Origin of the sequence: Trinickia dinghuensis (genome assembly GCF_003367175.1) — a bacterium.
In the GTDB taxonomy this organism is placed as follows: domain Bacteria; phylum Pseudomonadota; class Gammaproteobacteria; order Burkholderiales; family Burkholderiaceae; genus Trinickia; species Trinickia dinghuensis.
Window position 1 is genome coordinate 229,532 of sequence record NZ_QRGA01000008.1, and the last position, 24,372, is coordinate 253,903.

Sequence of the window (24,372 nt, forward strand, 5' to 3'; positions counted from 1 at the left end):
GCATGCCGTTCAGTGTTCGGGGCGTCCGGGTCAACCGCTAACCCGAATCGCCCCTTCCCTTCTCTCGGATTACTGTGCCGTGACTTGCAGTTGCGTCGGCGACGCGTTCCACACAACCTTCGACGGAAAGTTCGCCCACGGGACACCCACGGCCAGCGTATTCGGATTGCCCGTCTTCGCGAAGGCCGCGAGGCTCGCGATCATGGCATCCGACAGCGCCTCGCGTCCGAGTTTGTTCGCGTTGCCATACGCGAAGGAAAACACGTTTTTATCGAAGTTGCCGAAGATGAACGGCAGATCCAAGGCATGCGTCGCGCCGTAGACGGTGTTGAACGGCGCCGGCTCTTGCGCCCAGTCGAAGCGGTAGTACCAGACCTTATTGGGTTGCTGCAAAGCCAGCGACGTCAGTTCCACCGCCACAGGCGTAAGAAAAACGGTGTCCGTCGTCAACGCGCTCAGCGCATTCCACCCGAACGGCAGTGCCGTCACCGGCAGATAGCGGGCGTTGATCAAGTCTGCGTCGGTCAGCGTGGCCGGAGCGTTCGGATCGAAATTGTATTGGATGGTGAAACGGTCGTAGTCGTCCGGCTTGAAGCCCGAGACACCGCTGGCGGTGAGCGTGCCGAACAAACCGCCGAACAGCGTGCCTTCGTTCTTCGTATTGCCGGCGAGCACAGGCACCTTCTGATATCTCCCGAACGCGAGCGCCAGAAGCGAGTTCGTCGGCATAACAGCGCCGTCCTCGATCGGTGCGGGCGGGTTGCCCAACTGCGGGTTCGCAATCACCACGTTCAGCAGTTCATCGGGCGAGATGCCGCGCAGGTACGCGGCAATCTGCGCATCCGTCTGGGTCGCGAGCCAAGCCAGTGCCGACGGGGTGTCGGTCGCCTTGCCGTCGGCGATGACGATCGCGGTGAGCAGCGCCTGCGAGTACGTCTGCGCCGTTAGCCGCGATGAGGTGATGAGACCACCGCTCAGCGGTACGGCCTTCTGAAAGAGCCCTGCGGACAGCGGCGAAACCAGCAGTGCCCACACATTGACCGCGCCGGCAGACTGCCCCATTACCGTCACGTTGTTCGGATCGCCGCCGAAAGCCGCGATATTGTTTTTGACGAACTTCAGCGCCTGCTGTTGATCGAGCAGCGCGAAGTCGCCGGAATCGGCTTGCGCATTACCCGTCTTCAGTTGCGGCAGGTCGAGCCAGCCGAGAACACCCAAGCGGTAATTGATCGTGACCACGATCGCATTGGCCTTCTTCGCGAGCACCTGTCCGTTGTAGATCGGGTCGCCGGAATAACCCATGATGTTGCTGCCGCCATGGATGAAGAAGATGACCGGGAGCGGGCCTTGGGCATTCGCCGGGCTCCAGATATTCATCGTCAGGCAGTCTTCGCTACCCACGGGCTTGCCGAAACTGTCGCGCACGGAAAGACCGTACGGTGCGTCGTTCGGGGCCGGGCTGAAGTAAGCCCCTGCTTGAGCGCACGAGTGGCCGAACCGCTGCGCGGCGCGCACGCCCGGCCACGGCGCCGGATCGACGGGCGGCATCCATCGCAGCGAGCCGACGGGTGGCTTCGCGTAAGGAACACCAAGCCATGCGTAGGTCCCGGTCGCGGCGCTGTGATTCACGCCCTGGACGGCGCCGAACTGGGTGATTCGCTCAGTGGATGCGGGGTCATTGACGTCGCCGGCATAGGCAGCCGCCGATAATGCGAAGGCGAGCGTGAACAGCGCCACGCCAGCGCGAAGGGCTCGAATCATGGAGTGTCTCCGGGGTTGGAATTTATTCGGCCCAACAATGACACCCTCATTGGCATGCGTCATTGGCGAGTTTCGCCAATCCTTTTTCGAAATCCGCCATCCTGCGCGGGCGCCTCGATCGACGTCCCGCCGTCCATGCCGACCTTTATCCACAGTTTCTGTGGAGGGCCCTGGGGATAACGTCTGCGCAAGCGCGCCAAGTCCTTGTTCGGCTGAGAAAAAGTACTCACGCTCGTCCGTTGCGCGCCAAGCACGGCCTGAATCCCGACACCCGGGAGCGAAGCGCGAGCGCGCCCGCCGGCGCCGTCCCCCGCTCGCGATAGAATTCGCACATTCGCACGCAGTCGTGCAGACTCGAAAACACGCTTTTTGAAAACCACCCCACGCCAATGAACTCGATCGCCGCCAGAAACCGTCACTACCTAATCGGCCCAGCCGTCCTGCTCACGATCGCCGTGTGCGGCTTGTTCTACGTCAAGTGGCTCCCCTACTACAACCGTGCGTTCGTGGCGGCAAGCCATCACGCGATCGGCAATTCGATTCTGATGGGGACGGCGGACGCTCCGCCCGCGGCGTCATGGAACGCAGCGCTGAGCTACGCGATCGCCTACGGCAAGGCGATTTGGCAGGCGATGGTATTGGGGCTCTTGCTGGGCTCGGCCGTGCAGGCGTTGATTCCGGCGCGCTGGATCTTGCGTGCGCTGGGTAAAGGCGGCTTCGGCAGCGTGATGACGGGCGCGGTCATGTCGTTGCCCGGGATGATGTGCACGTGCTGCGCGGCGCCCGTCGTCGCCGGGTTGCGCGCGTGTCGCGCCGCCCCCGGCGCGGCGATTGCGTTCTGGCTCGGCAATTCGCTGCTCAATCCGGCCACCCTCGTCTTCATCGGCTTCGTGCTCGGCTGGCAATGGATGGGGCTGCGGCTCGCGCTGGGCCTCGTATTGGTGCTGGGCATCGGCTATCTCGTCGAGCGTACGGCAACCGTTCAGGAAGCCGACGCGGCGCAAAATGCGCTCGACCAGATCAAGGTCGACGAGGATACCGGCGTCATGTTCGTACGCTGGTTGAAGATTCTCGCGCGCATGACCGCGCGTCTGATTCCCGAATACATCGTGCTCGTGTTGCTGATGGGCGCCGCGCGTGCTTGGCTCTTCCCCCACATCGGCCCCGGCGTCGATGCCAGCCTCCCGTGGATCCTGGCTTTCGCCGTCGCGGGCGCGCTGTTCGTCATTCCCACCGCGGGCGAGGTGCCGATCATTCAAGCGATGTTGTCGCTCGGCATGGCGACAGCCCCCGCCGCCGCGCTGTTACTGACGCTGCCGCCCATCAGCGTGCCGTCGCTGGCGATGCTCGGCCGTTCGTTCCCGCCAAGGATTCTCGCGTTGACCGGCGTATGCGTCGTGTTGGGTGGGGTCGTCGCGGGTGTGATTGCGATGACGGTCGGGTTGTGAGCATGCCGCGGACTTCGGGGGTAGTCCGCTCGAGCTGACTCTATAATGCGCTCTCATCATACAAATAAGAGGGCCAATATAATGCCAAATAGATATGCGGCGGAGCGCGGCATTCCGACTGCTCCCATGTGTGGAAAATCAAAAATCTCGCTTCGATTTGATGGTCGCTATTTGACTATGACGGGCGCGCCTGTACGGTCGTATGCAGCGGTTTCAGGCCGCCCGGTCGACTCCGGCGCCTTCGATTATTCCGCGTCTCGACAGCGCGAGAGTAGAACAGGTCCAATTCCCGCCGGGCAGTACTGGGTCGAGCCTTCGCAATGTGGACCAATCACTTCTTTAGCTTGGCACCTCGGGCCGCATGGGGTGACCACCGCCTTACGATTCACGTCTACCCTGGTACTCAGACGTTCGACCGCGGCGGCTTCTTCATCCACGGTGGCACGCATCCCGGCAGCGCTGGATGCATCAATCTGCATGCCGACATGGAAAAGTTCGTCCGCGACCTAGCCACAGCGGCGGCCGGCTCGGCAAGTTGCTACATTCCACTCACGGTTGCTTACTGAAATGGCTAAGAATCGGTCAGTCGGCATCATCGTAGGCGTCGCGTTGCTTGCTCTCATCGCGCTGATCGTCGCGTTCAACGTGATCAATCTCAACGAAGCTTTTGGAGGCGGGCCGCCGTATTATGGGCGCACGACCAATATGGACAAGTGGTCCAATCCGCTGCCCGTGCTCGCGGCGATTGATGCCTTGGCGCTGTTGCTCATCGCGGCGTACGCTTACTTCATGAGGCGGAAGCCGTGATGCACTCGAAGGCTTCCGATCCACGGAGCCTTCGACATACCCCCTCGGTAAGAGGCGCAGAGTACCGGATTACGCGCTGAATTTGGTAAGCAGGAATTGCTCAACAAACCCGATGATGCTGCTGACGTCAGGCTCGGTGAGTTTGTTCCATTCGGCGTGCAGCGCGGCGTTTCGAAGTTTTGGCATCGTATCCAGCAGCGACTTTTGAGCACCTCCGACTAGTCCCGACGACTTCAACAAATTGACGATATCGTGCATCGTCTTTTCGTGAACGTCGAGATTGTTCGCTCGCGCGAAGCGCTTCAATGCGTCTTCGAGCGCAGCGCTGGCCAGCACTGCCGCAACATCTTTGTGCCCCTCCGAAAGTGCTTGACGAGCCAGTATGACAAAGTCCCCGAACACCTCGCCGGAAACCCGGAGGTCAACGTTAAAAACGTATCCTCCCTCAAAATCTTCCTTCGCGGCGGCAAACACCGCTTTCAATGGGAGGACGGAAATTTCGTAGCCGTTACAGCGCGTGTAAGCTTCCGAGAAATTCTTATAGTGCGGCGAGTCTTCCCCAAAGACCGCCTCGAGTTCCGGCAGATCCGATGCAAGCATCTCGTCGCGTTGCGACTCACGCACGAACCGGCTCGCAAGCAATGGCTGGATTCGAGCGGCATACTGGCGTGCTGCCCAGGACGGCGCCACAGTTCCACAGATCGAGCAAGCCGCAGCTCCGCCAGTCTCTTGAATCTCTTCGCGCAGGAATGCATCGCCGATGCACTCGACGCATATTGGCTCATCATTGAAATTGCGTTGCGCCATTTAAATTCGAGTCCCTTCGAACTCGCCTACGCACTCAGAATTCGCGGCAGATTGCCTACCAACCAGGCAATTAAGCGCTAGTGTCAGCTCAACGTAACATTTGGCACACGATCCAACCTAGCCCATTCGCCAACATAAAAGTAAGAACGCGTCGCGCTAGCGCTCGGTCGGCCTCGCTCGGGTTCCATTGGATGCTGAAGACCGGCACGTTGAAGCTGGTAATCCGAGACACGATTTCCATGAAGCGCATAATCGCCTCACTGTTCGCCTATCGGGTTATCTGAAGGTCGTATGCAACGCCATCATCAGTCGCGCACACACCAGTCCCTTGTTGCGTCCACCCGCTGAAGTTGAACACGCATCGTAAGTTGTGGAGCCCATCGGCTGATTGCGCCAGTACGTTGCCATTTCCCACCGCGCTGACGCCGATGGCATTGCCGGTGGCTACTTGTCCGCCGACAAAAGCTGTCCCGAGCGAGAACGAACCACCTTGAACGTACACGTAGCGTCCGGTGTAGGTTACATCTCTTAGTGTGATGACTACAGACTTGTCGATTTGCTTCGCCGTCCCATGAGCCATGGGCCCGGGTCCACGTGGCATCAACGACAGGTCATAGGTCGCACACCCCTGTAAGGCAAGCACAGCCACAAAGCCTACAAGTAGCTTTCTCACACTACCCCCGTCGTCGTGTTGCTTGTTGATTCACACTATAGGGTGTCGGCGGGGATTATTGCCATCCCCGCGTCCCCCATACGCCATAAATCAACGCAATGAAGCAGGCTTTTGCACGATGGCGACGAAGTTGTCCAGCCCTACAACTGGCTCTCGCTAATCAACACCGCAATCGCCCGGCGATAAATCTGCCCCAACAGGCTCGCCCGATCGCCTTCGATGTCGACCTGTCCGCGCAAGCGCCGCCAGGCCTTCACGCCGGAATCGCGCGGCACGAGCACAGCACGATAGACGGCCGTTTCGGGGATGAGCTTGTTATCGGCTCCCTTGCGCACCGCGACCCCGCCGCCGTACACGGACGCCAACTCGTTCACGTCCAGCACCCGAGCGGAAGTCGTTTCGACGCTCGACACGACGAGATCGACAGGCGGATCCCCATTCTCTGGAAAGAACCGTGCATGCGCGCCCGGATGCACGCGCGGCAGATCGGCCTCGCCGACGAACGCTTCGACGGCCGCCGAAGACGGATCGATCAGCATCGCCAGCGCTTCTCGACGCGGCAGCCACTCGCCTTCGCGCATCGGCGGCACGTCGGTGACGACACCGGCGAACGGCGCGCGAACCGTCAGCAGCGCCTCCTGCGCGGCAACTTGATCGACGGTCGCGATCGCGCCCTGCAACTCCTGCTCGCCGACACCGATCATGTCCGCCTGCTCGGGATCGAACGCCTGCCCTTTCATCCTGCTTTGCACGCCCGCCAGGGTCGCGAGCGCGACGGCCTTGTGATATTCGACGGTCGGCGATGCAAGTTCGAAGATCGGCTGCCCCGCCGTCACGACCGCGCCGTTCGCGGATTGCTTCACGAGCCGGCCGGGCTCGGCCACATACAGCGTGGCCTGCTTCGCGGCGCGCATCAGCGCCGGCGCGGACACTTCGCGCCGCCAAGGCACGACGAACAACAGCAGCGCCACGGCGCAGCAGGCAATCGTGGCGACCGCGCGCCGGTCGGGCCGCTTGCTGCCGAGACGCGCGTGCCAGATACGAATCTCGCCGACGATGGGCCGTACGAGAAACCAGCCGATCTCGACGCACATCAGAAATATGCCGAGCGCCTTGAACGCCTTGTGATAGACGACGAGCGCAATGCCGAGAAACAGCGTGAACCGATAAACCATGCATGCAAGCGCATACGCGATCAGGATCCGTTGCTTATCGCGCGGAAAGTGTTCGGGCGGCGGATCGCCGAGCCCAAACAACGTCTCGCGCATCCACCAGCGCCCGATCGCGAAGCCCCGCTCCTGCAAGTTCGGCACCTCTAGCCAGTCCGACAGCAGGAAATAGCCGTCGAAACGCATCAGCGGATTGACGTTGATCGCAATCGTGAGCAGCCAGGTGGAGCTCGAAAGCAGAAACGCCCCCGTGCGCAACGCACCGTCGGGCAGAACCGCCCACGCAAGCGACGCGAAAACGGCGAGCGTCGTTTCCGCCATCATGCCGGCCCCATCGATGGCGAGCCGCTGACGGCGATCGGTCAAGCGCCAAGCATCGGTCGTGTCGGTCCACAAGACGGGCCAAAGCACGATGAGCGCGACGCCCATCGAAGGGACGCGGCAGCCCATGCGCTTGGCCATGACGCCATGGCCGATTTCATGGACGACCTTGGCCGACGCGAGCGCCAGCCCCACAAGCGCCGCCCCCTGCAGCGAAAACAGATGCAGCAGGCTATGCGTGTAGGCATCCCATTGACGGGTGATCAGATAGAACGCGAGCACGGCGAGCAGCGCGAGCGTCACCGCGAAGCCGCGCGTGAAGAGCCACTCGATACGCGGCACGACCGCCGACAACACGCGATCGGGGTTGACCAGGCGCACCTTGATCGACAGATAGTTCTTCAAGAGCCAGCGCGCGGGCGACAAGCGCTCGGCGGCCCGCTCGGCCGCGAAACGCTTGGCCGCCCCCGCGTCGACCGGCGTGGTCAAACCGGCGCGATGAAGAAAGCTCAGCACGTCCACGACATCCTGCGAGGTCGCGCGTATCGTCGTTTCCGCCGAGATCGAACGCGCCACGGCGTCGGAATGGCCGAGCGCCCAGCGCGCCAGCACTTCGAATTCGAGCCAGCCGATGCGCACATAGCGATGCCGCGCGGGGTCGTGCAGGGTCCAGGTCGGACTGCCGTCGCTGCCCGCCGGCCCCGGCATCAACTTCAGATCTTCCCGCAACGGAGGCAAGGCGACGGGCGGCACGCCACCCGCGGCATCGGCCTCAACGGCTACGTTGCCTGCAGCGGCTCGATCGGCCTCGGCCACCGCGGCATCGGAGCCCGGGCGCACCGCTTCGACCGCGTCTTCGCGCGGCATCCCGCTCAGATCGACAGCCATTCGCGCATCACCGTCAAGGGCCGCCGGAGCAGCCACAGCACGAGCACGCGGCGCGGCCCGTAAATCTTCGCCGTTCCCTTCAAGCCGAGCCGCAGCGTGGGCGCGTGATCAAGCGAGGCGCGGAACGCGTACGACATCACGCCGTCGGCGGCGACCGTCGTCGAATAGCTCGCGAACGTCAGCGCGCCGTAGGCAGGCCGATCGGGCTGCAAATTGCTGAAGAAGACGACTTCGGCCCCGGGCTTGAACGACACGACCGAACTCGCGGGCACCTCGATCTGCAACTGCGTGCGCGCGGGCGAGGCCACGACCATGATTCGCTCGCCGAGCACGACGGGCTTGCCGATCCATTCGCTGCTGTCGTCGAAGATCGCAACGCCGTCCACGGGCGCCGTGATTTGCGCGCGCCGCAGCATGTCCTCGTCGTAGGCCACCTCGGCCTGATCCTGATCGACCTTGCTCTCGAGCATGGCGAGCCGCGCTTTCGCGCGGTCGTCGCTCATCGCCTGCTGCGACGTGTCCGCATATTCTTCGCGCGCCATGTCGAGCGCCTTCTTGGCGACCTCATAGCGCGTCTGCAATTGCGTCTGATCGAACGAAACGAGCGGCTGCCCCGCCCGCACCGCCTGATTGGGTTCGACGCGCAACGAGCCGACGACGCCGTCGAACGGCGCCCGCACGGGCGCGGGGTCGATCGGTACGACTTCGGCGGGTGCGAGGACCGATTCGCGCACGGGAATGATGGCGATCAGCAGCAAGACGACCGCGGCAATGGCGAGCGGCCGTTTGCGGACGGCCAACTGCTGCGCGATGCCCGGCTTGCGCGCACGCCGGTGCAGCAGCAAGCTCTGCGCATACGCACCGGACAACGCCTCGAGCAGTTGCTGATCGCTGTCGGTCCAGGCATCGGCACGGCCGAGCAGCAGATAGCCGATCGGTCCGCTGTCGCGCCAACCGAGCGGACAGAGGATCGCCTCGGCCGGAAACCATTCCGGCCATTCGTTCGCGAGCGGCTGCGGCAAATCGGCCGGACTCACCACGCGCGGCGCGCCGGCTTCAGCGCCCGGCGCACCGGCGCCTTCGCGCGTCAGCGCCTCGAACACGCGCTCGAGCCAGATGTAGTAGGGCCCGCCGCGCTCGGCGGACGCAACGCCGGACAGCACGAGCGGCTCGTCGCCGCTCGCGTCGTCCTGCCACAACACGGCCTGCTGATAAGGCACGACGCCTGCCGTCTCGTTGACGATCAGGAAGCCGAGTTCCTCCCGCGCCGCCGCGCGGGCGCGCCGCTCCAGCTCGAGTACCGCACCGAGCCGCAGCAGCTGATAGTTGAGCGCGCTTGCCGGCGAGTTCATTGCCGCGACGTCAAGGCCACGCCCGCGGGCGGGCTGAAAGCCGCGTGGCCGCTCATGCCCGGCAGCAGCGTATCGGAAGGATTGTCGATATGCGCATAGACCTTGACCGAGCGGCTCACGGGATCGACCTTCCCCGACAGCCGCGAGAGCGTCGCCGGATAGGTCTTGCCGGTCTCGTCGATCGACACCTTGAGCGGGCTGCCCGGCTTGAGCCACGAGAGCCACATCGACGGCACGATCATCTCGAGTTCGAGGCTCTTGTCGCTGAGGATTTCGAGCAGCGGCGCACCGGTTTGCAGGTACTGATAGTTATGCGAATAGATAGCGGAAACGCGTCCGCTGAACGGTGCAGTAACTGAGCAGTTCTCCACGAGCGTCTGCGCCGCCTGCACATCGGCCGCGGCCTGCTTCTCGTCCGCCGCGGCCACTTCGTACTCGACTTGGCTCGACGTACCGAGCGCGCGCAGCCGCTGCTTGCTCTCGTTCACGGACTTGCGGCTCTCGAGCACGGCGCGCGTGTGCGCCAGCGCGGCTTCCTTCTCGCCGCAATCGAAGCGTGCGAGCGTCTGCCCCTGCTTGAATCGATCGCCGTCGTGCAGCGGAAACTGCGTGAGCCGTCCCGACATCGGCGCGCCGATCGTGGCGATCGTGTCGGCGACCAGTTGCACGCGGACGTCGGGGGTCGCCGATGACGATGACTGCGGCGCCGGTGCATGCGGCTGAGCCGCAACCGGCAACGGCAACGCCTTGGGTGCGGGTGCCGGAGCCGGAGCCTGCGCGGCAAGCGCCGCCACGCCGGCACCCGTCATGACGGCGACGAGCGCGATGAGTTTCCCCGCCCTCAAGGCGCGTTGGTGATGCACTTTCATAGTGGTCCTAACCTTCTAGCTTCTAGCTTCGAACTTCGGGCGCCAAGCGCTCATTTCGCGGCGATGGTACTTCCCGTTGCCGCGGCCACGGGTACCGCCGACGCCGGCGCAGCCGCACTCGGCTTGGCCTGGGCCGCTGCGGGCGCGGCCGTCCCGTTTCCGTTCCCGTTCGATGCGGCGAACGTGGAAGCCGCCGGCAACACCATCGAGACGCTGGGCAGTTGCCCCGCTTCCCAACCGGCGATCGCCCCCTGCACGCGCTCGCTCAGCTTCGAGAGATCGTCGGTGTCCGCGTTCGGCGGGACGAGATCGACGCCGACGGACGTGTACAGGTTCGTGAGCGCCGTATGCACCTGCGCGATCGTGCGGTCGTAGCCGAACTCGGCCACCATCGACGCGAGGTCGCGCCGGATGCGGTCGGCTTCCGATTCTTCCTGCGCCTTGGCCTCGTTCGCCGAGGCGACGCGGATCTTCTGTTCGACGTCGTTGATCTGCTTGGCGATGTCGAGGTCCTCGACCGCGGCCAGATATTCCTGGTAGCTGAGGTTCACCTGGGTCAGGACCGCGACGCTCAGCGCAAGCCGGCGCTGGCGCGACACCTCGACCGATGCCTTCGCCGCCGAGATCGCCTTCGGCCCTTCGATCAGATTGACGAGATTGAACGTCGCATTGACGCCGAGCTGCGCCCAATTCGGGTTGTACAAGTACTTGTTGCTGTCGTAGTTGAGGCTGCCGAGCACGCCCACGCCCGGCATCATCTTGACGATTTCCTTGTAGACGTCCTGCTGATCGATCTTTTCCTGGTACGCCTCTTCACGCAGTTCGGGGCGCATGGCGAGCCCGAGCGCCTCGAGCTTGCGCGGATCGATCTTGGCCGCCGTTGCAGCGTAGTCGAGGTCCATCGGCGCGAACTGGATCGGTGCGTCGGTGGGCACGTCGATCAGCGATGCGAGCTGCACGCGGGCCGTGTTGAGATCGGTCTGCATGTGGCGCAGCTGCCCCACCACCGACAGCATGTTCTGCTGATAATCGAGCCCCTGCAGCTGAGGGACGAGCTTTTGGGCGCTCGCCTCGCGCGAGTTCGCGAGCATCTTGTCGGCCTCGGCCAGCAGCGGCTTCAGCTGCGGCAGCAGGCGGTCGGCGGCGACGGCTTTCCAATACGCCTCTTGCGTGCTCTTCACGATGTCGTCGATGACCTTGCGGCGGCGCTCGACCGCGGCATAGGTGCGATAGCCCTGCTGCTTCGCCTGAAAGTAGCTGACGCCGAGATCGAGCAGGTTCCACGACAATTCGAGCGAAGCGGTCGCATGCGACGGCTGCTCGGAATACGAATACTCGAGCGACTGCTCGCGCGTGAGCTCCGAGACGCTTTCGGCTGCGTTGTCGTTGTTGCGCCACGTGTAGCCTGCATTGGCCGCGATGCGCGGCAGCATCTGCGCCATCGCGAGATCGAGCTGCCGCTCCTGCAGCGTCTGCTCGGTCTTGGCCAGCCGCGCGTTGTAGTTGTACTTGAGCGCGCGCGAGATGGCATCCGCCAGCGTCAGCGGGCGCGTGAGCGGAACGTAGGTCGAGTAGAGCGTCTTGTAGTCGTTCTGCGCACGCTGAAAGTGCTCGGCTTGCGTAATCGGCTCGGGCTTGATCGCGCAAGCCGACAACACCGCGGCCGACAGCAGCGTCAAACCGGCAAGCCGGGCGGAAGCCACGGTGCGTTCCGAGCACGCCAACCCCGGCAGCCCCGCTTTGCGGCGGCTAAAGAATTTGGTTTTCATTCTGGTCTTCGCTTGTTGATGTTATTCGATCAATTCGTTGACTTCCCGCCCTGCGCGGCAGCCGCGCCGACGACGGAATGCACCATGCGGCGCGCCTGCAACAGCTTTCCGACCGGACCGGCCTCGCGCAACTGCGCGGAAAACGCGGGGCGTCCGGTGTTCATGCCGTGCGGTTCAGGCGTGGCATGCCGCGGCCCGTGCGCTCCGTGCCGCGTGCCGCCGTCGTGTCCACGGACCACCGGATGCGACGCCTTCGCCGCAGCATCCGCGTGAGAAAGCAGCTGTTCGAGATCCTTCGATTCACGCCCCACGGTGATCTGGAACGTGGCTTGAGCCTGGTTGCCGAACTGATCGTGCGCGACGATCTCGACCTCCACCGTGCCGTGCGAGCCGGCCGGCGGCGTCCCCTCGAACGTCAGGTTGCGTGAATCGAACGTGAGCCACGGCGGGAGCGGCACGCCGCCCGGCATGCGCGCCTCGTATTGAAGCTCGGCGTTCGGATAGGTATCGCTGAACAGGTCCGACGGCACCGCGATGACCGCCTGCTGCTGCTCGACGACGAAGCGATTGCCCATCGACCCCGTCAGCCACACTTGCGGAATGATCGGTTCGCCGTAGAGATTGGCCTGATAGCCGCGCTCTTCGGCCGGCGGCACCGCGCCGTCGTCGGGGAACTGCTGAACCGGCGACGAGGCGAACGGGTTGCTCGGATCGAGCTGGCCACCGAACTTGTTGTAGTCGTTCGGCGCGTTGAAGTCCGGGATCGGCTCGGTCTGATCCGTCAGGACGACACGGTCCGTCGGCTTGATTTGCGCCGTCAACGCAAGGGTTGCCGCGCTGTAGGGCGACGAGCCGCCGACCGCGCCGAGATTGAAGCCCGGCATATCGGTGATGGGCGCCGGGCCCGAGCTGTCGATGAGCCGCACCGACAGCGCGCCCGGCGTCTGGCTGTACGTTCCGGACGGCAGGAACCGCACGCTGTCGGTTGCCGAGATCACGACTGCGTTGCTGTCGCTCAAACCGTTCGCGGGGATGCTCGTCCACGTCTTGCCGCCGTCGCTCGAATATTGCCAGGCGCCTTGATTCGCACTCGCGCCGTTGCCGACGATCGCGATGCCCGCCAACGTGTTCGCCACGGAGCCGGTCGGATTCGAGGCACTCTGCTGCTGATCGGCACTATCGTTGAAGTCGCTGCCGAAGAGCGTCGTGACCGACGTACCCGCCGGATTTTGGTCGTTTTGGTTGACCGTGCCGACCGTCGCCGTGCCGCTGGCGATAGGCGCGTCGTTGACCGGCGTGATGTGGATGCCGAGCGCGACCGTCTGCGCGCTCACGGCCGTCGATCCGCCGTTGTTGGCGCCCGATACGTCCACGCCGGCAATGACCCCATCCGTTACCGCCAGCTGCGCACCCGTTACGGTGGCCGTCACCGACGTATTCGACGAATCGATGAGACGCGTCGTCAACTGCCCCGGCACGCCGTTGAAGTCCGGCGCCGGGATGAAACGCAGATCGGCCGACGACGACAGCACCAGCGCATTCGAATCGGACAGCCCCGTCGTGGCAATGGTGTGCCACGTTGCGCCGTTGTCCGTCGAATACTGCCAGCTGCCCGTGGTGGGATCAGCGGCGTTGCCCGTGATCGCCACGCCCGCCAGCGTGTTCGCCACCGAGCCCGTCGGATTCGAGCCACTCTGCTGCTGGTCTGCGCTGTCGTCGAAATGCGAGCCGAACAGCGTGCCCACCGATTGCAGCGGCGGTGCCGTCGTGTCCTCGGGGATCGTCGGCATCGTCGCGCTGCCCGATGCGATCGGCGCATCGTTGACCGGCGTGACGTCGATGCCCAGTGCGACCGTCTGCGCGCTGACCGCGGTCGAGCCGCCGTTGTGCGCGCCCGATACGTCTACACCCTCGATAGCCACGTCCGTCGCCGCGAGCTGCGCGCCCGTGACCGTCGCCGTTACCGCCGTGTTCGACGAATCGATGACGCGCGTCGTCAGTTGCCCCGGCACGCCGTTGAAGTCCGGCGCCGGGATGAAACGCAGCTCGGCCGTCGAAGACAGCACCAGTGCGTTCGAGTCGGACAGCCCCGCCGTCGCGATCGTGTGCCACGTTGCGCCGTTATCGGTCGAATACTGCCAGCTGCCGGTGGCCGGATCCGCGGCATTGCCGGTAATCGCGACGCCCGCCAGGGTGTTCGCCACCGAGCCCGTCGGGTTCGAAGCAGTTTGCTGCTGATCGTCGCTGTCGTTGAAGTGCGAGCCGAACAGCGAGCCCACCGTTTGCGCCGCCGGCGCGGTCGTATCCTCGGGGATGGTCGGCATCGTCGCACTGCCCGAGCCGATCGGCGCATCGTTGACCGGCGTAACGTCGATGCCGAGCGCGACCGTCTGCGCACTCACGGCGGTCGAGCCGCCGTTGTTGGCGCCCGATACGTCCACGCCAGCGATCGCCACGTCCGTCGCGGCGAGCTGCGCACCCGTCACTGTTGCCGTCACCGCCGTATTCGACGAATCGATGACGCGCGTCGTCAGTTGCCCCGGCTCGCCGTTGAAGTCCGGTGTCGGCACGAAGCGCAGTTCCGCCGTCGAAGACAGCACGAGCGCATTCGAATCGGACAGCCCCGCCGTCGCGATCGTATGCCACGTCGTGCCGTTATCGGTCGAGTACTGCCAGCTGCCCGTGCTCGGATCCGCCGCGTTGCCCGTGATCGCCACACCCGCCAGCGTGTTCGCCACCGAGCCCGTCGGATTCGATGCGGTTTGCTGCTGATCCGCGCTGTCGTCGAAGTGCGAGCCGAACAGCGTGCCCACGGTCTGCGGCGCCGGTGCGGTCGTATCTTCGGGGATGGCCGGCATCGTCGCACCACCCGAGCCGATCGGCGCGTCGTTGACCGCCGTGACGGCAACGCCTACGGTGACGGTCTGCGCACTGACCGCCGTCGATCCGCCGTTATTCACGCCCGATACGTCCACGCTGGAAATGGCCACGTCCGTCGCGGCGAGCTGCGCGCCCGTCACCGTCGCCGTCACCGCGGTGTTCGACGAATCGATGACGCGCGTCGTCAACTGCCCCGGCACGCCGTTGAAGTCCGGCGCCGGGATGAAACGCAGATCGGCCGACGACGACAGCACGAGCGCATTCGAATCGGACAGCCCCGTCGTGGCAATGGTGTGCCACGTTGCGCCGTTGTCCGTCGAATACTGCCAGCTGCCCGTGGTGGGATCAGCGGCGTTGCCCGTGATCGCCACGCCCGCCAGCGTGTTCGCCACCGAGCCCGTCGGATTCGAGCCACTCTGCTGCTGGTCTGCGCTGTCGTTGAAATGCGAGCCGAACAGCGTGCCCACCGATTGCAGCGGCGGCGCGATCGTATCCTCCGGCATCGTTATCGACACGCTGCCCGATGCGATCGGCGCATCGTTGACCGGCGTGACGTCGATGCCGAGCGCAACCGTCTGCGCGCTGACCGCGGTCGAGCCGCCGTTGTTGGCGCCCGATACGTCCACGCCTGCAATGGCCACGTCCGTCGCCGCGAGCTGCGCGCCCGAGACCGTCGCCGTCACTGCCGTATTCGACGAATCGATCACGCGCGTCGTCAGTTGCCCCGGCACGCCGTTGAAGTCGGCCGTGGGGATGAAACGCACCTCGGCCGTCGACGACAACACGAGGGCATTCGAATCCGACAGCCCTGTCGTCGCGATCGTGTGCCACGTCGTGCCGTTGTCGGTCGAATATTGCCAGCTGCCCGTGCTCGGATCGGCCGCGTTACCCGTGATCGCCACGCCCGCCAGCGTGTTCGCCACCGAGCCCGTCGGGTTCGACGCGGTTTGCTGCTGATCGGCGCTATCGTTGAAGTGCGAGCCGAACAGCGTGCCCACCGTTTGCAGTGCCGGTGCCGTCGTGTCCTCGGGGATCGCCGGCATCTGAGCGCTGCCGGAGCCGATCGGTGCATCGTTGACCGGCGTGACAACGATGCCGAGTGCGACCGTCTGCGCACTCACGGCCGTCGAGCCGCCGTTGTGCGCGCCCGATACGTCCACGCCTGCGATCGCCACGTCCGTCGCGGCGAGCTGCGCCCCCGTCACCGTCGCCGTTACCGCCGTGTTCGACGAATCGATCACGCGCGTCGTCAATTGGCCCGGTGCGCCGTTGAAGTCGGCTGTGGGAATGAAACGCACCTCGGCCGTCGACGACAACACGAGCGCATTCGAATCCGACAACCCCGTCGTCGCGATCGTGTGCCACGTCGTGCCGTTGTCGGTCGAATATTGCCAGCTGCCCGTGCTCGGATCCGCGGCATTGCCCGTAATGGCAATGCCTGCCAGCGTGTTCGCCACTGACCCTGTCGGATTCGAGACACTTTGCTGCTGATCGGCGCTGTCGTCGAAGTGCGATGCGAACAGCGAGCCCACCGTCTGCGGCGCCGGCGCGGTCGTATCCTCGGGGATGGTCGGCATCGTCGCGCTGCCCGAGCCGATCGGCGCGTCGTTGACGGCCGCGACTTGAAGCGGAATCGTCTCCTGCGCCGACGAATAGGCCGACGCCGCCGTATTGATCCCCTGCCCGAACGTGCCGGTGGTCGGCAATGCCGAGATCGCGCCGTTCGCCACGCCGTCGAACTGGTCCCACGCGCGGAACGTCAGCGCGTTGTTCACAGCCCCGTTCCAATCCGGCGTACCGGGCTCGAAGTAAATCCGCGTGTTGCCGTCTGCAACGAGATGCAGTGCGTTGCCCTGCGAGATCGCCGTCATGCCTTGGCCGGCGAACGCTGTCCAATGCGCGCCGTTGTCGGTCGAGTACCACCAGGTGCCTTCGGTCGTATCGGCACCCGTGATGGCGACGCCCGTCGGCCCCGGCACCTGGCCGTCGTGCGCATTCGCGCCGTCGGTGTCGGTGACGTTACCGTTGCCCGTCAACTGCGAGACAAGCATGCCGACCTGTCCGGACGGCACACCGTTGTCTTCGACGGAAGTCGCCGTCACGGGCAGATCGTTGAGGATCGGCGAATCGTTCGTGGCCACGACGTCGACCGTCGACACGGCTGCCGTCGTCGTCGCATGCGTGACGTTGTCCGTGACCGAGATCGTGACGGCGCGCGCCGTCGTGATCGGCGTATCGCTCGTGTCGTAGTAGCTGATCGCGCGCAGCGCGCTCTGCACCGTCGCCGCGCTGAGGTTCGTGCCCGTCAGCGTCATCGTGCCGGTCGCCGAGTTGAAGCTTGCCGTCACCCCGGACGGCAGCGTGCCCGTCACCACGAGCACGTCCTCGCCCGGCCGGTAGTTGCCGCTGATCTGCAACGTCGCGCCGGAGAACGTATCGGAGCTCGTCACCGTGACGGACGGATCGACGGCGACAGCCACGGCCGCCGGCGACGAATCGTTCGGCTCGGTGAACGTGGCCGACGACGAACTCGCGCCGGGCACCTCGTTCACGGTGACGAACACCGGCGCGCTGGTCATATCGCCGCCCGTGCCTTGCGCGCCCGTGACGTTGTGATCGTCGAGCGTCGCGCCGATCTGGATGCCCGTGCTGACGGTGCCCGTATCGGTGCTCGAGTACGCCAGATTGTCGAGCACCTCGCCCACCGTCGTGGCGGTTGCGCCCGCGCTGAAGGTGATCGACAGCTTGCCGGCGCTCTGCGTGTACGTGCCGACGGTCGTGCCGTTATAGGTCACGGTGCCGCCCGCGAGCGCGAGCTGGCCGACTGCCGCGAACACGTCGGTCGCGCTCGGCGCGGCCGTGCCGCCGCTGTATCGCTGCAGCGTGAGCGTCGTGCCGCTGTAATCGCCGCCCAGCGCGTCGAGCTGCGTGTCGCTGATCGAGGCGCCCGGCCCCGATAGGCGTACCGCCGCCCCGCCTTCGACGTACGAATCGGCATTGCCGCCCCACCCCGCGATCGCGGGTGCCGTATCGGGCGTCTGATAGGAGAAGTTGACGTTCGCATGCGCGTCGCCGTTCGCCGTGAACGACGCCGAAGCCGGGCTGCCCGTCACGGCGTTGCCGTCGTTATAGACGAGCGTCTCGTTGGCCGGCAGGCCGCCGCTGCCCGCGCCGGGCAGCGAGATGACGACGGTGCCTTGCGGCAGCGCGCCGAACGTGTAGGTGCCGTCGGCTGCCGTCGTCGTCGTTTCGGTGATGATGGTGCCGCCTGCTTCGGTGACGGTGGCCGTAACCGTGATTCCGCCCAGCGCCGTGTCGGCCGAGCCGCCCGAGGTCGCGTAGGTCGTCGGGTCATTGCCGAGGTCCTGCCAGACGCGGCCCGAGGCGGTCCCGATTTGCGTCGTCGCCGTCGCGCGGTACGAGTCGGGCGCACCGACGGACGAATCGAAGTCGCGCGGGCCCGTGGCCGCGCCGACCGCGCCCGCCGTCGAGCCGTTGAACGTCTGCTGTCCGGACAGGCTCTGCCAGACCACGGAGGCCGTGTCGTTCTGCACCGTATGCCCAGGCGCAACCTGAACCGTGTAGGTGATGACCTCGCTGCCGCCCGCCGCCAACTGCCCCATCGCGTAGTTCAGATCGCTCGCCGTCGTAGCGGCTTGATCCGCGCCGCCGATGCCGTTGCCGGTCGAACTGACGAAGGTGACGTTGCTCTCGTTCGTCGCGGCGGGATCGTCGACCACGACGTTGTATGCGGTCGATCCGCCCGTGTTCTGGACGGTGAGCTGATAGGTGACCGTGCCCGTCGCATTGTCCACGGCGGTGGCCGTCTTCGAGATCGTCACGCTGGGTTCTTCGACCGACACGTTCACGGTGTTGGACGTCGTGCCGCCCGCCGTGACCGATGCCGCCAGCGCGGCCGCGCCTTGCACGTTCGAGGTAACGTTCGCCACCACCACGTTGAATTGGACGAGGACGTAGTTGCCGAGCGCCGAGCCGTCGTTGTTGCTCAGGGTCGAGAGATTGACGGTGACGTTGCTGCCCGACGTCGACACGTCGTTCGACGGCAGCAGGCTCGTCGGCTTGAACGTGGCGACGTTGCCGGCCGTCGTCGTCCCCGTGGCCGGACTGACGTAGTTGGCACCGCCCGAATTGCCGTCCTGGTACTGCGCGACCCCCGACAGCGAGCCATCGCTCGAGACCAGATCGCCGTTCGGGCTGACGAACGCGATCCTAGCGCTACCGTCGTTGAGGTACTGGAGCCCCGGCGGCAGCGTGAAGTTCAGCGTCGTGGGGTTGGCGCCTTCGGGAACCTGAACGTAGGCGTGCAGCGTCACGATCTCGCCGACGGTAGCGGCAACGGAAGTTTGCGTGTTCGTCTGCGACGGCGTGTGAACCGTGTCGGTGTTGTTCGACTCGCCCGTGATCGACAGCACGGGCGTGATCTGAGCGATCTTGACCGTGGTGCTCGCGGTGTCGGTGTACTTGTGTCCTTGTGCAACGCCCGGCTGCGAGAAATACGTGCCCGACGTGCCGTCGTTCGGCGTGGCGACCGCCATCGACGTGCCGGCTGCCTGATTCGGGTTCACCGTCGCTTGGAACGTGAAGCTGGCCGTTTGGCCCGTCCCGAGCGACGTGAGTCCGATCGAAAGTCCCGACGTATCCGAAGTCGATCCGCCCGAGCCTCCGCTCAGGTAGGTCAACGAGCCGGGCACATAGGTCAAGCCCGACGGCAAGTTGACGAGATCCGCCAAGTCCTGCGCCGGTGCGTCGCCATTGTTCTTCAGCGTGACCGTGTAGGTCAGGTTCTCGTTACTGTAGACGGTGCCGTTGTTGGCGATCGTCGTGCCGCTGCCCGTATCCTTGACCGTGATGGTCTCGGCGACGCTGGGATCGACCTCGTGAATCGTCGCCGTCGCGGGGGGCGAAGTCTGCACGGAATCGTAGTTGATGACGACGCTGTTCGTGCGCGCGGTGTGGTCGGCCGGTGTGTCGGTCGACGTCAAGGTCGCCGTATAGACAAGCGTGATCGTGCCGTTCGTATCGACCTGGTTGTTCGTCAGCGAACTGCCGAGATCGAACGTGAGCGTGCTGCCCGATACGGTTGCCGTCACCCCGGCAGGGCCGCCCGGCGAGCTGACGCCGCTGCTGAACGTCACCGAATTGAGGCTGCCGAACGTCATCCCGGCAGGGATCGAGTCGGTCAGCGTGACGTCGTGCGCGCCGTTGTCCGTCGTGCCCTGCGGCAAGGCGACCGTAATCGTATAAGTGACGGTCTCGCCGAGCGCGATGTTGTTGCTGCCCGTAAGCGGAACATCGCCCGTATCGCTCGCGCCCGAAACCGTCTTCGTCACGGTCGGGGCCGACAGGTTGATGATGCCCGTATCCGCAAGCGCGGCCGCATTCTCGCCGACCGGCTGCGCCGCCGCGCCCGAACCCGACACGAAGCCGTTGCCGCTCGAGACGCCGCCGGCCACGCTCGCCCAGTTGACGACGTTCCCCGCGACCGTGAGCGTGTCGCCCGTCTCCTGCGCCGTCGGCAGTTTCAAGTCGTAGACGACGTAGACGTTGTCGTGCGCGGCGATCGACGAATTCAGCTGCACCCCGCCCGCGGCGAAGTACTGCGCGGCCGTCACGCCCGAGTCGATCTGCACGCCGGACGAGTTGTAGATCGCGAAGTTCTGCACGTCGCTCGTCGAGAATCCCGACGGCAGCGTGCCCTGAACCGTGACGTCGTACGCCGCCGATCCGCCTTGGTTCTGCACGGTCGAGACGACGCGCGCGAGGTCGCCGCCGTCGCCGCCTGCCACGTTCAGGTTGTCCGCGGCAAGCGGATTGCCGTTGCCGGTGAGCGGATTGGTGCCCGCGGCCGTGCCGGCCGGAGCGAACGGGCTGCCCGCGCCGCCGCTCGGCGTCGTGTTCGTCTGCGACGTCCAGGTCACCGTGGACGAATTCGACGAGTCGGCGGAATACGAGCCCTTCGACGAACCGCCGTCGCCGACGATCGAGACGATGCCCGTCTTCGTCGCGAGCTCCGGCTCCTCGAGCGGCACTTGCTTGATCGCCGCGGCCGCGAGCGTTTGCCCTTCTGCGTTCGTGTACGAGCTGGCGCCTTGCGTCGTCAACTCCAAGCCGTTAGCAAAGGGCTTGTTCGACGCCACTGCGCTGAAATAGACGATGACCTGCTGCCCCGGCGCGTTCGTCGGATCGTCGCGATTGCCGAAGTTGAAGGAGATGCTGTTGGCCGTGCCGTTCGTCGATACGGTCGGCGTCGCCTCGCCCGACAGCGGATTGACGAGCTTATAGGTGCCGGCCGTCGGGAACGCGTCGACGCTGTCCTGCGAAAACGACGAGACATTGCCGCCGTTGGAGAGCGGGTCCGTCGTCGAGAACACGGGCAGCGGCAGATACGCGGTCAGACCGAGGTTGCCGTAATCGCCCGTCGTAAGCGTGTAGGTCATCGCATAGGTGACCGTATCGCCCGGCTTGATATCCGTCAGATCCGCGGTCTGGCCGTTGACCGCCACCACCTGCAGCACGAGCTGGCCCGGCGCCACCGCGTTCGTCACCGACGAGCCGTCGCTGACCGTCCCGTTCGTTCCCGTGATCGTGTCCGTGGTGTCGTTGACCGTCACGACCGCCGCGCTCGTGGCCCCCGTCGTCACGGTGTCCGTGATCGAGTCCTTCTCGCGCAGGCTGTTGCCGCTGTTCGCGAGCGTGTACTTGTCGAGCACCTTCGCCTTGAACGTGATCGTCCCTTGCGTCGGCCCGTCGCTGCCGTTCACGGCACCGCCTTGCAGCACGCCCGCGAACGCCGCGCCGCCGAGATTCGCCTCGACGAGTTCGCCCACGCTGAACGTCAGCGCGGTCGCGCCCGGATTCGAGGTCGAGCCCGTATCGTCGCGCGTGTAGTTCCAGTTCGCGTTCGAACCGCTCTCCGCCACGGACTGGCCGTTGATCGTCCTCTGGACGTTGTTCGATACGTCGCCGAACGAGAACGAGCGCGTCGAGCCGTCCGTCGTCAGCGATAGCGTCGGCGTCGCGTAACCGGCGTCGGTCGGCCCGAGCACCGAGATGCCGTCGCCGACCAAGTCGGCGATGTTGAGCTGATTCAGCGAGTAGTAGTCCGATACCTGGAAGTTGATCGAGTAGCCGACGATCTGCCCCGGCACGATGCTGCCGCCCGGCGCGTCGTCCGTCACCTGGATCGCCAGCGACTTCGCGACGAACGACGTCGATTCCGGATTGGTCGAGCCGTCGCCCGAAATCGTCTGAGCGCCCGCCGAGTGATCGAGCGAACCCGCTTCCGCCGTCCACGAACCGGTGTAGGTGTAGACCGGTGTCGTATCGATGGTGCGCGGCTGCCCCGCCGCGCCCAGCACCGACGCGCCCGTCGCGTCGAATTGCGGCACGAAGACGGGGATGTTGACGACGGTAGGCGTATTGGACGCATCCGTGCCAAGCGAAGTGAACGTCAGTGTCACCGTGCCGCCCGCACCGCTCACGCTGCCCGGCTTCGGGGTGAACGTGGCCGTGCCGTGCACGCCGCTCGGCTCCGTGAACGAAATCGTGCCTTGCGTGTATTGAACCTGATCCGGCAGCGTGAACGTGAAGGACACGCCTTGCATCGGATCCGTTTGCGTGACCGACGCCGGCTGCAGCGTGATCACGTAGTCGAACGGAAAGTCCGGGCCCGTCGCGGTTTCGCCTTCGTGCAGATTCGTCGTGGCGGAAACGTCGATGAGGGAGATTTGCGTCGATGCCGTCACGAGACCGTCGCTCGAACTCGTGACGCTCGCGGTGCCCGCCGTGCCGCGGATCGACGGATCCGTGGCCGGATCGTTGAGCGGATCGGCGCCGTATTGGAAGCCGCCGATCGCCGCAATGTTCAGCGCTTGCCCGGCATGCATGCTTGAAAGCTCGCTCGTGCCCGCGAGCGAGAACGTCAGCTGAACTTGTGCGGCCGGCTCGCCGGGCGTGTAGCTGCCGAACGGCAGCTGCAGCACGTACATCGTGTCGCCGGCTTGATACCCGCTAGGTGCCGCGACGAACAGCGGATTGCCGTTGCTGTCGACGGCGAGCGGGTGCAGCGCGCCGAGCGTGCCGACGTGGCCGGCAATGCTCGTCGACAGCGTCACCTGATCGACGGTGACTGCGGTGCCGAGATAAGTGGCGCTCGTCAACGTCGCGTTTTCGGCGGAGTCGGTCGGCACGTACAGGTCGATGAACGGCCCGTAGCCAGCGGCGTTCGTCGCGGTGTTTTGAAATTGCACGGTCTCGGTGAACGTACCGCCGAGCAAGACGTCGCCCGGAACCGTTCCCGAAACGAAGGAAACGCTGGGCACCGGCGTGTCGAGCACGCCCTGATAGGCGGCCATAGCCGATGCGCTGAACGGCGCGCCCACGTCGAGTGCGCCCGTGGTGCGCTCGAGCGTCCAATTGCCGCCGAGCGTGGCGGCGCCGGTCGCGTCCGTCGACGCCCCGACTTGCGCGCCCGTCAGCGCGTGAACCGTATCGACGAACTGCAGCCCGCTGGCGCCCTGGCCAACGTCGCAGCCCCAGAATTCGATGTCCGCGTTCGACGCGAGGTGGTCGCTCCACGAAGCGACCTGCTGCTTCGCCGCGGCGAGCGCATCGGCCGTGATCGGCGCATTGCCGAGTTCGATCTGTCCCGATGAGCCGTAGGTCAAAAATTGAATCGACTTCAGATCCGAGCGGCCTTGCAACGCCTCGGTCACCTGGCTGATGCCGTCGCGATTCGGATCGATGACGATGACCTGCACGCTGCTGTCGACGCTGGACGCAAGCGACTGCCAATTCGACACGCGCGGATCGACGAAGAGGATTTCGGTCGCTTTGGGGTTGGGAGCCAGCGCGGGGATGTCGGCGTTGGCGTGGGAGCCGTTCGCGTGCTGCTCGTCGGCCGGGCCGTGCCGCCCCGCGGAATCTTGCGCGTCGTGATCGTGACGATGCGACTCGTGCGCATCGGCCCCGTTGTGGTGGTGCTGTTGGTCGAGCGCCGAATGCGCCGCCTTTGCTGCAACTGCCGCCACGCTGCCGTCGAATAGATGGCGAGGCTCAAGTATTAGTCTCATCGCATTCCCCCGTTTTCGCGACCGCAATTTATTTGGTTTGCCAGTGCGTTTCAATATGGCAACCCGGCTTTTGTAGAAATTTAACAATTGCCCGCATAGCGGGATCTCCAGCGCCGGGCGCCGCTCTGGGATCTCAGATGAACCGCCGGACGGGCATCGATTGAGACACCGAGGCAACCTGCAAGCGTGCCGTGCCGCGGCCGCGAGGTGCCCTGCGACGGGGAATAGTAATATAAAAAGTATTTCGATTCTATGTAAGCCTGACGGCCGCCGCTTTCAAGCCGGCATTCAAACAGATCGAAAATCTATTCAATAAATTAAAGGAAAACGTTTGCGTCATCGACACGCAAACGTTTGCGTATCCGATAAAGCATGCAGCGGAAAAGTCAGGCGGATTTCGATTCGATCGAACTGGCGCCGATACCGTCGACGACGAACGATTGCATGATCCGGGCAGCCCATTTACTCTAGCGCCTCCCCCCATCCGGCGTGTGTGCCGGTGGGCCGGCCGACGCGCGGAACATCGACGCACATCG

The 24,372-nt window shown here is 64.9% G+C and carries 10 protein-coding genes; 3 read left to right on the top strand and 7 right to left on the bottom strand.

The window, feature by feature from the left end; genetic code table 11:
• Positions 1-69 precede the first annotated feature (69 nt).
• The gene (locus tag DWV00_RS15750; protein ID WP_181885473.1) at positions 70-1,761 is read right to left on the bottom strand and encodes a carboxylesterase/lipase family protein; all 1,692 of its coding nucleotides are present in this window, start codon (positions 1,759-1,761) and stop codon (positions 70-72) included.
• A 389-nt stretch (positions 1,762-2,150) separates the two neighbouring features.
• On the opposite strand from DWV00_RS15750, the gene DWV00_RS15755 reads away from it, so the two are divergent.
• The 3 genes from DWV00_RS15755 to DWV00_RS15765 all read left to right on the top strand — a co-directional run bounded on the left by DWV00_RS15755 (position 2,151) and on the right by DWV00_RS15765 (position 4,016).
• Complete coding sequence (locus DWV00_RS15755; RefSeq protein WP_115534513.1) at positions 2,151-3,209, top strand: permease; 1,059 nt, start codon at positions 2,151-2,153, stop codon at positions 3,207-3,209.
• A 320-nt stretch (positions 3,210-3,529) separates the two neighbouring features.
• Entirely contained in the window at positions 3,530-3,775 is a 246-nt protein-coding gene (locus tag DWV00_RS34595; protein ID WP_245964897.1) for a L,D-transpeptidase family protein, read from the top strand.
• A 1-nt stretch (position 3,776) separates the two neighbouring features.
• The gene (locus tag DWV00_RS15765; protein WP_115534514.1) at positions 3,777-4,016 is read left to right on the top strand and encodes a hypothetical protein; all 240 of its coding nucleotides are present in this window, start codon (positions 3,777-3,779) and stop codon (positions 4,014-4,016) included.
• 69 nt (positions 4,017-4,085) lie between these two features.
• On the opposite strand, the gene DWV00_RS34600 is transcribed toward DWV00_RS15765, so the two are convergent.
• The 6 genes from DWV00_RS34600 to DWV00_RS15800 all read right to left on the bottom strand — a co-directional run bounded on the left by DWV00_RS34600 (position 4,086) and on the right by DWV00_RS15800 (position 23,836).
• Complete coding sequence (locus DWV00_RS34600; RefSeq protein WP_245964898.1) at positions 4,086-4,823, bottom strand: DUF4145 domain-containing protein; 738 nt, start codon at positions 4,821-4,823, stop codon at positions 4,086-4,088.
• A gap of 813 nt (positions 4,824-5,636) precedes the next feature.
• A complete protein-coding gene (locus DWV00_RS15780) occupies positions 5,637-7,874 on the bottom strand; it encodes a site-2 protease family protein (protein ID WP_115534516.1) in 2,238 nt (745 codons plus the stop codon).
• Positions 7,859-9,226, bottom strand: coding sequence for an efflux RND transporter periplasmic adaptor subunit (locus DWV00_RS15785; RefSeq protein ID WP_115534517.1), 1,368 nt, complete (start codon positions 9,224-9,226; stop codon positions 7,859-7,861). Before DWV00_RS15785 ends, DWV00_RS15780 begins: the two co-directional genes overlap by 16 nt.
• The gene (locus tag DWV00_RS15790; RefSeq protein ID WP_115534518.1) at positions 9,223-10,095 is read right to left on the bottom strand and encodes an efflux RND transporter periplasmic adaptor subunit; all 873 of its coding nucleotides are present in this window, start codon (positions 10,093-10,095) and stop codon (positions 9,223-9,225) included. Before DWV00_RS15790 ends, DWV00_RS15785 begins: the two co-directional genes overlap by 4 nt.
• A gap of 50 nt (positions 10,096-10,145) precedes the next feature.
• Positions 10,146-11,864 (bottom strand): TolC family protein, encoded by a 1,719-nt coding sequence (locus DWV00_RS15795; RefSeq protein WP_115534519.1) that lies wholly within the window; start codon positions 11,862-11,864, stop codon positions 10,146-10,148.
• A gap of 29 nt (positions 11,865-11,893) precedes the next feature.
• Positions 11,894-23,836: a DUF4347 domain-containing protein gene (locus tag DWV00_RS15800; protein ID WP_115534520.1), complete on the bottom strand. Its 11,943-nt coding sequence runs from the start codon at positions 23,834-23,836 to the stop codon at positions 11,894-11,896.
• Positions 23,837-24,372 lie beyond the last annotated feature (536 nt).

What these genes read in the sequence shown, in the direction of transcription:
- DWV00_RS15750 (WP_181885473.1), bottom strand. Translation starts at nt 1,761, where the DNA reads ATGATTCGAGCCCTTCGCGCTGGCGTGGCGCTGTTCACGCTCGCCTTC.
- DWV00_RS15755 (WP_115534513.1), top strand. Translation starts at nt 2,151, where the DNA reads ATGAACTCGATCGCCGCCAGAAACCGTCACTACCTAATCGGCCCAGCC.
- DWV00_RS34595 (WP_245964897.1), top strand. Translation starts at nt 3,530, where the DNA reads ATGTGGACCAATCACTTCTTTAGCTTGGCACCTCGGGCCGCATGGGGT.
- DWV00_RS15765 (WP_115534514.1), top strand. Translation starts at nt 3,777, where the DNA reads ATGGCTAAGAATCGGTCAGTCGGCATCATCGTAGGCGTCGCGTTGCTT.
- DWV00_RS34600 (WP_245964898.1), bottom strand. Translation starts at nt 4,823, where the DNA reads ATGGCGCAACGCAATTTCAATGATGAGCCAATATGCGTCGAGTGCATC.
- DWV00_RS15780 (WP_115534516.1), bottom strand. Translation starts at nt 7,874, where the DNA reads ATGGCTGTCGATCTGAGCGGGATGCCGCGCGAAGACGCGGTCGAAGCG.
- DWV00_RS15785 (WP_115534517.1), bottom strand. Translation starts at nt 9,226, where the DNA reads ATGAACTCGCCGGCAAGCGCGCTCAACTATCAGCTGCTGCGGCTCGGT.
- DWV00_RS15790 (WP_115534518.1), bottom strand. Translation starts at nt 10,095, where the DNA reads ATGAAAGTGCATCACCAACGCGCCTTGAGGGCGGGGAAACTCATCGCG.
- DWV00_RS15795 (WP_115534519.1), bottom strand. Translation starts at nt 11,864, where the DNA reads ATGAAAACCAAATTCTTTAGCCGCCGCAAAGCGGGGCTGCCGGGGTTG.
- DWV00_RS15800 (WP_115534520.1), bottom strand. Translation starts at nt 23,836, where the DNA reads ATGAGACTAATACTTGAGCCTCGCCATCTATTCGACGGCAGCGTGGCG.